The sequence below is a fragment of the Bacillus sp. LR_5 genome, assembly GCF_042709275.1.
On sequence record NZ_JAVAXX010000288.1, the window covers coordinates 1 to 7,731 of the forward strand.

Below are 7,731 nucleotides of genomic sequence, written 5' to 3' on the forward strand. Positions count from 1 at the left end.
CTGTAAAGAGTCGTTCATTATGCCGCTTCTTCGTTGTATGGTTTTAAAAGTAAGTTTGTGAAATATGCCCACGATCCCTCACCTCAAACACTCTCTTTGTTAGGTTTGTAACAGTGTATTAGCATTCTTTTGGGAATATGCTAAAAACTCAATAAGGACAAGGGGTGAAACGAACTTTTTCAGATTCAGCAAACTATTTCGCGTCACTAAATTTTCACCTTTACAACTATCGATCGCTCCTGTAAAATGAAATAAGCAATTAGTTACTTAGGTAAGTTTTTTAGAAGGAGACCGACATGTCCTACGTCAACAGACACCTCATTCATCAAATCAACCAAAGCGCCCGCCTGATTGCCAAGAAAGCCAATGAACAGCTAGAGCCATTCGGCCTTTATTCATCCCAATGGTCAGTTTTATATTGTTTGCGTACGATCGGACCAATGACTCAAAAAGAGATTTGGTCCTATTTAAATGTGGAAGCGCCGACTGTGACTCGGACGATCAAACGCCTGGAGGTGAACGGCTGGGTTCAGAGACGGCAAGGTGAAGACAAACGGGAAAAACTTGTTGTCCTCACAAAAGAAGCCGAGAAAAAATACGAAGAAATCAATGTGAAAATGCTGAAATTCGAGGAAGAGCTGCTTGCTGATTTCCGGGATGAAGACAAAGAAGCTTTTTCTCATTTATTCCGCATGTTTTTACAACAATGAAAATAAGGAAGTGACATACATTTGAAAAAAGCGGATGCGATATGGACCAAGGATTTTATTATGGTCCTGCTTGTCAATTTATTTGTGTTTGTGTTCTTTTATACATTTTTAACTGTATTGCCGATCTATACGCTGCAAGAGCTTGGCGGCACAGAATCACAAGGCGGACTTTTAATCAGCCTGTTCCTTCTGTCTGCGATCATTACACGGCCTTTCTCCGGAGCCATCGTTGAGCGTTTCGGGAAGAAAAGAATGGCGATTGTATCAATGGCGCTCTTCGCCCTATCATCTTTTCTGTATATGCCGATTCATAACTTTTCCCTGCTGCTCGGATTGCGGTTCTTCCAAGGGATTTGGTTCAGCATTTTAACGACTGTTACAGGTGCAATTGCCGCAGATATTATTCCAGCCAAACGGCGCGGTGAAGGGCTTGGATACTTTGCCATGTCTATGAACCTCGCTATGGCGATCGGACCTTTCCTTGGCCTGAATTTGATGAGAGTGGTAAGCTTTCCTGTATTCTTTACAGCCTTTGCGCTGTTTATGGTTGCGGGCTTACTTGTTTCGTTCTTGATAAAAGTGCCGCAAAGTAAGGACAGCGGCACGACTGTATTCCGTTTTGCGTTCTCGGATATGTTTGAAAAGGGCGCACTCAAAATTGCGACGGTCGGTTTGTTTATTTCTTTCTGTTATTCAACAGTCACATCATATCTGTCTGTATTCGCCAAATCAGTTGACCTTTCGGATATCAGCGGATATTTCTTTGTTTGCTTTGCGGTGACAATGATGATTGCACGCCCGTTCACAGGGAAATTGTTCGACAAAGTCGGACCGGGCATTGTCATTTACCCATCAATCCTGATTTTCTCTGTTGGACTCTGCATGCTGTCCTTCACACATAGCGGCTTAATGCTTCTGCTTTCAGGGGCGGTTATCGGTCTTGGCTACGGATCAATCGTTCCTTGCATGCAAACATTGGCGATTCAGAAATCTCCGGCTCACCGCTCCGGTTTTGCAACGGCAACGTTCTTTACCTTCTTTGACAGCGGAATTGCTGTAGGATCTTATGTATTCGGATTGTTTGTAGCATCTGCCGGCTTCTCTGCCATTTATTTAACAGCGGGGCTGTTCGTTTTAATTGCCCTGCTTCTCTACACGTGGAGCCAGAAAAAACCTGCTGAGGCTGAAGGAAAAGTGTCTATTGCAGAATAACTTGTCAGACTGCCGGGAAATCCCGGCAGTCTTTTTTGCATATAAAAAAAGGCGTCCTCTTAGAGAACGCCGCTTATAGCAGTTATTCAATGACAGGCCGCGCAGGTGAATCAGGGTCTAACGAAAAATCATAGGACGCTTCATCACGAAACATCGGGTCGGCATAAATGGATTGCTGATCGTTTTTTGTTGCTTTTCGATACGACGAAAATGAATCATATTCTTTCTTTTTCCACATCCATATGCCGTCTTGATCCGCTTCCTTGTGGTACACGTTATGATTGACCGTATTTCCTTCATTTTCTGTAAAATCGTTTCCGATAAATAATCTGGAATCACCGGCCGTCAATATATTCTTTTCAATTGTGTTGTTTTTCGTATCGTACTGCAGCAGCAGCTGTCCGCCGTACAGTCCCTTTGTGTCATTCCGGTACATAATATTGCGGGCAATCAGAGAATTGCTGGTGCCGCCCCGCTTTTTGTCATATCCTCCGATTGAAATACCGGTGTACGCATTGTTGTACACTTTGTTATCTGTGATCTGAATGGCATTTGCATACTTTCCTTTGTGTTCAGACGTTGCTTCAATCCCAATATCGTTATCGTAAACTGTGTTATTCTTAATTTCGATCTTGTGTCCTCCATCGACATAAATCCCGCCCGCTGAGTATTCATCTCCATAAGCAGGATTGCCGTAAGTCGAGTTTTGATAAACTGTATTGTTTTCTACGACTCCGTTTCGCACGTAATCGTTTTTATCCGCGGTTCCCTCATAACCAATTAGATCGATCCCGATGTTGTTATTGTTGCGGACCAGATTGCCTGCAACAGTGAAGCCGTCGATATTACCGTTCAGCACAACTGCTTCACTCGCTCCAAGCGTCAGATTCTCAACTGTATTGTCCTCGATTTGGATGTCTTTCATGCTGCCAGTCCCATAAACTGCGATTCCATGAGCATTTCCTTCATCCGCTGTTGTCTTAATCCCCCGGATGTGATTATCCTTAATGGCGATATGACTGCTGGAGCCTGATACATAAATCCCTATAGCAGTTGCTTCCTCAGATGAAACAGAAAGATCTTGAATCGTTAAACCGCTGATGGCAATGTCATGTTTATCGTGAATATGAATGAGCGGTGTCTCATATTTTGCGTTCGTAATGGATTCACCGCTAATCACGACGTTTTCATTTTCATAGTTTCGGAATGTGATAGGCTTTCCGTCCGTACCGCTGTGCTTTACATCAAGGGTCTCATGATACGTGCCCTCCCGAATTATGACAGTTGTGCCGGCAGCAGCCTTCTCAGATGCGTGTGCCAATGTACGAAACGGTTTTTCTTTTGTTCCTTCATTTTGATCACTGCCATTTGGCGAAACATACAGATAATCCCCAGATCCTTCCTCATTCGCTTTTGTCTTATCATAAACGAAAGCGAGGATGACAGACGTTAAAACACCCGCCAAAAGAATAAAATACCATTTTCTCATTTTCGATTCCCATTTCGTTTTAGAATAGATTTCTAAAACAATTATAAATGTTCTATTTATGGAAAACCATTCAAAAATATGAAAATATACCGTCTAAATAGATCTTATTCAGCCTGGCTGACCTGCGCATGTTCAACCGTTTCAATTGCCAATGATGCAGGCGGGTGAACACGCATCAGAACAATGTAGAAAAGAAAGGAAATCAGCACACCTACAAACCAAGAAATATCGTATAAGCTCTTCAATGCAGGAACATACATGCCAATCAGCGAAATCAGCGCTCCTAACATTGTGGCTGCAAACGCACGGTAATTGTAGCCCTTCCAATACACATACCGTCCTGTTTCGGAATACAGGTCATCTACCAAGAGCTCACATTTGCGAATGATAAAATAGTCGGCCATCATCACGCCTGCCACCGGTCCAAGCATGCCGCCTATTAAGCCAAGAAACGCATACACGCTTGTCGCGCTCTCCATCAGCTTCCATGGAACCGTAAATAAAGCGAGCAACGCTGTGATAAAGCTGCCACGTTTGAAATTGATATATTTCGGCAGGGCATTCGCTATATCATAAGCGGGCGATACGATGTTCGCCGCGACATTTACAGAGATCGTGGCGATGCAGAGTGTGATCACGGACAAGACGATGACATAAGGGTTATCAAACCGCGCCAAAATATCGACAACATCCCAAATCGGCTCTCCGAACGCGACCTGCGAGCCGGAGGTCACCGTAATACTTGCGAATGCGAACAGCGCAAACGTTCCCGGCAAGCCGTAAAATTGTCCTTTGATTTGCTCTTTTTGTGTTTCAGCAAACCGTGTAAAATCAGGTATATTTAAGATCAATGTCGCCCAGATGCCGATGATGCCAGTAACTCCGGCAGCAAACGGCCAGAATGTTTCTGAAAACGTATGAAACTTTCCTGGTTGAGAGTATATCGGGCCCAATCCTCCGGCAATATCAACGGCCCACCATACCATGCCTCCAAATACCAGATACACTAAAGGCCCTGCCCACACCTCAAAACGTTTAATCGACTCCATGCCGTGATGCAATACGAGTAAATGAATGGCCCAAAAGAATACAAAGGAAAGCAAACCAGATAAGTGAATGCCGAGAATGTTCCACTCGCCGCCAATTTCTCCCCAGCCCGGCCATATATTCAAAAGCAAAATGTTCAATGCCGTGCTACCCGCAAAGGTCTGGATGCCAAGCCACATGATAGCTGTAAACGCCCTTAGAAGCGCGGGGATATTCGCGCCGTATATCCCGTAAGAAGCCCGAATGATCACGGGAAACGGCAGCCCGTATTTTGTCCCCGCATGGCCGTTTAAGGCAAGAGCGCCAAATAGGATAAGTGATGCCGTAATAATGATCGCCAGCACCTGCCAAGGCGAAAGGCCGATCGCAATTAATCCTCCCACCGTCGCGTAGGTCGGTATGTTATGTATACATCCCATCCAAATGGAGGCAAAGTTCATTGCTTTCCACGTCCGTTTTTCCTGTCCCAAAGGCACCAGATCTTCATTGCTCAGCCTGTTGGATTGCTGCTGACTCTCTTTTAATTTCATAGCCGGCTCCCCTTTCCATATTGTCTATATGTCATCACGTTATGTTTTTTGACATCAGATGTCACTTAATATAACTGAAGAGTCAGACAATAACACTGGCTATGATATACAATTTTCCCATTTGTATTTGAACAGCTTAAACAAGAAAAAGAGACAGACCTCAGAGCCCGTCTCTTTCTTAAGATGCAGTTTTCATTAATGCAGCAAATCTCACAGCCATTAACAGGCTCGCTCCGCCCGCTATGGTCATAATGATTCCCATCATATCAAAATGGGCTGCCGTGATTTCTTTACCAAAAAGAATGCCAAGGATCACCGAAGACAAAATCGATCCTAGGTAACGGCAGGTTTGAAACAGGCCTGAAGTCGTTCCTACCATGTTGGAAGGACTCGTTTTCAGCATCGCTGCCTGAAGCGCGACATTGCCCAGTCCGTAGCCTATACCCAGGAGCGACAGAATGAGCCCTTTACCGATGGTCTGGACATTGATAAAAAAGATGGTTAAGAGCACGGCTCCAGCCGTCATCAAAAGCGCTCCCGCAAAGATCGGCTTGACGACACCAGATCGGTCGATCCATTTGCCAGTTAGAGGTGACACAACGATGCTCATTCCAGACATAAACAGCATAAACAGGCCGCTCGTTTGAACAGAAAGATGCATTTCATCCTGAAAGTAACTTGGCAGACCAAAAAATAAACAATAGAAGAAAACATTCAATAAAATAAACTGAACATACACGGCTGACAGGTTTCGCTGTGTTTTAAACAGACGGACATCAATAAACGGCTTATCCGTTTTCAGCTCGCGCCAGACAAACGCACAGAGCAGAAGCAAGCCAAGCACACCTTCAACCGCATGCGGCGACGTGCTGAACGACAGCAAAAAGGATAGAAGGAAAATGATTCCCCCGGCAAATAAAACAATTCCAAGAATGTCGAGCTGCTGAATAATGGTTTTGATTCCCGCCCCTTTTTTCTGATCTTTCGGGAACATATACAGGCCCAATAAGAAGCTGAGGATTATAAACGGCAAATTAACGATAAAGATCGCCGGCCAGCCTCCCCATACAATCAAAAACCCGCCGACTGTCGGCCCCAGCGCCGTCATGGCGGACGCAAAAATAGAGAGTACAGCCAAGGCTGAAGCTTGGCGCTCATGAATATGATTCCGAATCAAGCCGACACCTGACGGATAAATCGCACTGCTCCCCACCGATTGAAACAGCCGCATGACCAATAATGTCATAAACGTCGGCGCAAACGGCGCCCCGATGGCAGAAACCGCAACAAGAATAAGCCCGAATAAAAACAAGCGTTTCCGCCCAATCAAATCACCGAGCTTCCCCGTTACGGGCTGTGCCACGGCACTCGCCAAGTAAAACGAGGAAATCAGCCAGGAAACCGTTGTAAACGAGAGGTGAAACTCATGCTGGATGCTATGGAGCGCAAGAGAGATCATAGACGAGTTCAGCGGATTCAGCATTGTTCCCGAAGCCACCGCTGTTAAAAAAACAGCCCGGCTTTTTTTCGATAACATCATTTCACTTGTTCCAGAAACTCTTCCGTTGTCCGCGATTTACCGATTCTCGGGAAAATAAAGCGCAGTGTGGCTTCATGCTCTTCATCGCTAAATGTGGACATGGCATCTGTAATAAAAATCTGCTGATAGCCAAGCTGAAATGCCTCCCGTGCTGTGCTTTCCACCCCGATATTCGTTGCGATGCCGCACAATACAATCGTATCAATGCCGCGGCGTCTGAGCTGCAAGTCTAAATCTGTGCCAAAAAAAGCACCCCATTGCCGTTTTGTCACAGTATAATCGCCATCCTGCACACCGATTTCCGGAACAAATTCGGCCCAGTCCGCCGGCATTTTCCCTGAACCTCCCTGCGCAGGCTCATCCGTTTGCGGCTTCAGGGCGTCCGCTCCATCATGAAAGGCTACATTTACAAAGCTGATGAACCCGTTATGTTTCCGAAATTCATCTACGAGCTTTTTCGCGTTCGGGACAACCTGGCCGCTTTGATCAATCGGCACAATTCCCTTTTGTAAATCAATGATAACCAATGCTGTTTTTTGAAAATCAATGTTGAGTGTATTCATCATACGTCTCCTCCTGATACTGTTAGTGTTTCTCACATTGCATATTTTACTCTTCACACTGCCTAAGTTCTTTTATGATGCTTGTGAAATTCTCAGAAGGAGCGTTTTCTCATGATTTTTCTTTTATGTAGTAGTAACAGGTTGTGCATACGAACAAACCGGCAAGCACAGTAATCATAAGGGGCGTCATCGCTTCATCACCTGCCTGCTGTCTATCGGTTCCTGCCTAAAAATGCCCATGAATTTGCGGCGGTCCATCCAAAGCAGGAGAAGACACATAACCATTAATATCGTGCTAAGATCCTGCACGCCAATATCAAAACAATAGTTAATCAAGACGATGTTCACAATAATGGGCATAAAAATAACCGCCCCTAATGCAGCCGTTCGCGGAATCAGTAATAAAACAGCTGCCAGGATTTCACCAAAACCTATAAACAGTTCATAGACATGAGAATAACCGAAAAATGTCCACGCGATCGTAAACCCCTTCCCGGCAGCCGCCTCGATTTCAGGCGTCACCTCGCCAAACTGGCCAATCACCACTTTCGCCAGACCGTACACGAAAAAATTAAAGGCTAAAAACAATCGGAACGTCGCAGGAATCGACTTGCGTAATGCTCTCCTCAGCCTGCCGCCT

8 protein-coding genes are annotated in these 7,731 nt (G+C 45.1%); 2 read left to right on the forward strand and 6 right to left on the reverse strand.

Annotation, left to right across the window (positions count from 1 at the left end):
- Positions 1 to 72: protein usd (locus RAC86_RS32025; RefSeq protein ID WP_377886452.1), on the reverse strand; the 72-nt coding region annotated here is incomplete at its 3' end.
- A gap of 224 nt (positions 73 to 296) precedes the next feature.
- Here RAC86_RS32025 and RAC86_RS32030 point away from each other — a divergent pair.
- Together RAC86_RS32030 and RAC86_RS32035 are read left to right on the forward strand one after the other, a co-directional pair.
- On the forward strand, positions 297 to 710 hold the full coding sequence (locus RAC86_RS32030; protein ID WP_377886449.1) for a MarR family winged helix-turn-helix transcriptional regulator: 414 nt from the start codon (positions 297 to 299) through the stop codon (positions 708 to 710).
- Between the two features lie 21 nt (positions 711 to 731).
- A complete protein-coding gene (locus tag RAC86_RS32035; RefSeq protein ID WP_003227769.1) occupies positions 732 to 1,922 on the forward strand; it encodes an MFS transporter in 1,191 nt (396 codons plus the stop codon).
- A gap of 82 nt (positions 1,923 to 2,004) precedes the next feature.
- Here the strand turns inward: RAC86_RS32035 and RAC86_RS32040 are convergent, their stop codons facing one another.
- From RAC86_RS32040 to RAC86_RS32060, 5 genes are all read right to left on the reverse strand, one after another.
- Entirely contained in the window at positions 2,005 to 3,411 is a 1,407-nt protein-coding gene (locus RAC86_RS32040) for a right-handed parallel beta-helix repeat-containing protein (RefSeq protein WP_377886450.1), read from the reverse strand.
- Between the two features lie 104 nt (positions 3,412 to 3,515).
- On the reverse strand, positions 3,516 to 4,988 hold the full coding sequence (gene pucI, locus RAC86_RS32045) for an allantoin permease (protein WP_338382445.1): 1,473 nt from the start codon (positions 4,986 to 4,988) through the stop codon (positions 3,516 to 3,518).
- A 178-nt stretch (positions 4,989 to 5,166) separates the two neighbouring features.
- The gene (locus RAC86_RS32050) at positions 5,167 to 6,525 is read right to left on the reverse strand and encodes an MFS transporter (RefSeq protein ID WP_003227763.1); all 1,359 of its coding nucleotides are present in this window, start codon (positions 6,523 to 6,525) and stop codon (positions 5,167 to 5,169) included.
- Positions 6,525 to 7,094: a hydrolase gene (locus RAC86_RS32055; protein ID WP_015251033.1), complete on the reverse strand. Its 570-nt coding sequence runs from the start codon at positions 7,092 to 7,094 to the stop codon at positions 6,525 to 6,527. The genes RAC86_RS32050 and RAC86_RS32055 overlap by 1 nt, the downstream gene beginning before the upstream one ends.
- Before the next feature lie 183 nt (positions 7,095 to 7,277).
- The coding region (locus tag RAC86_RS32060) for a hypothetical protein (RefSeq protein ID WP_377886451.1) at positions 7,278 to 7,731 on the reverse strand (454 nt) is incomplete at its 5' end.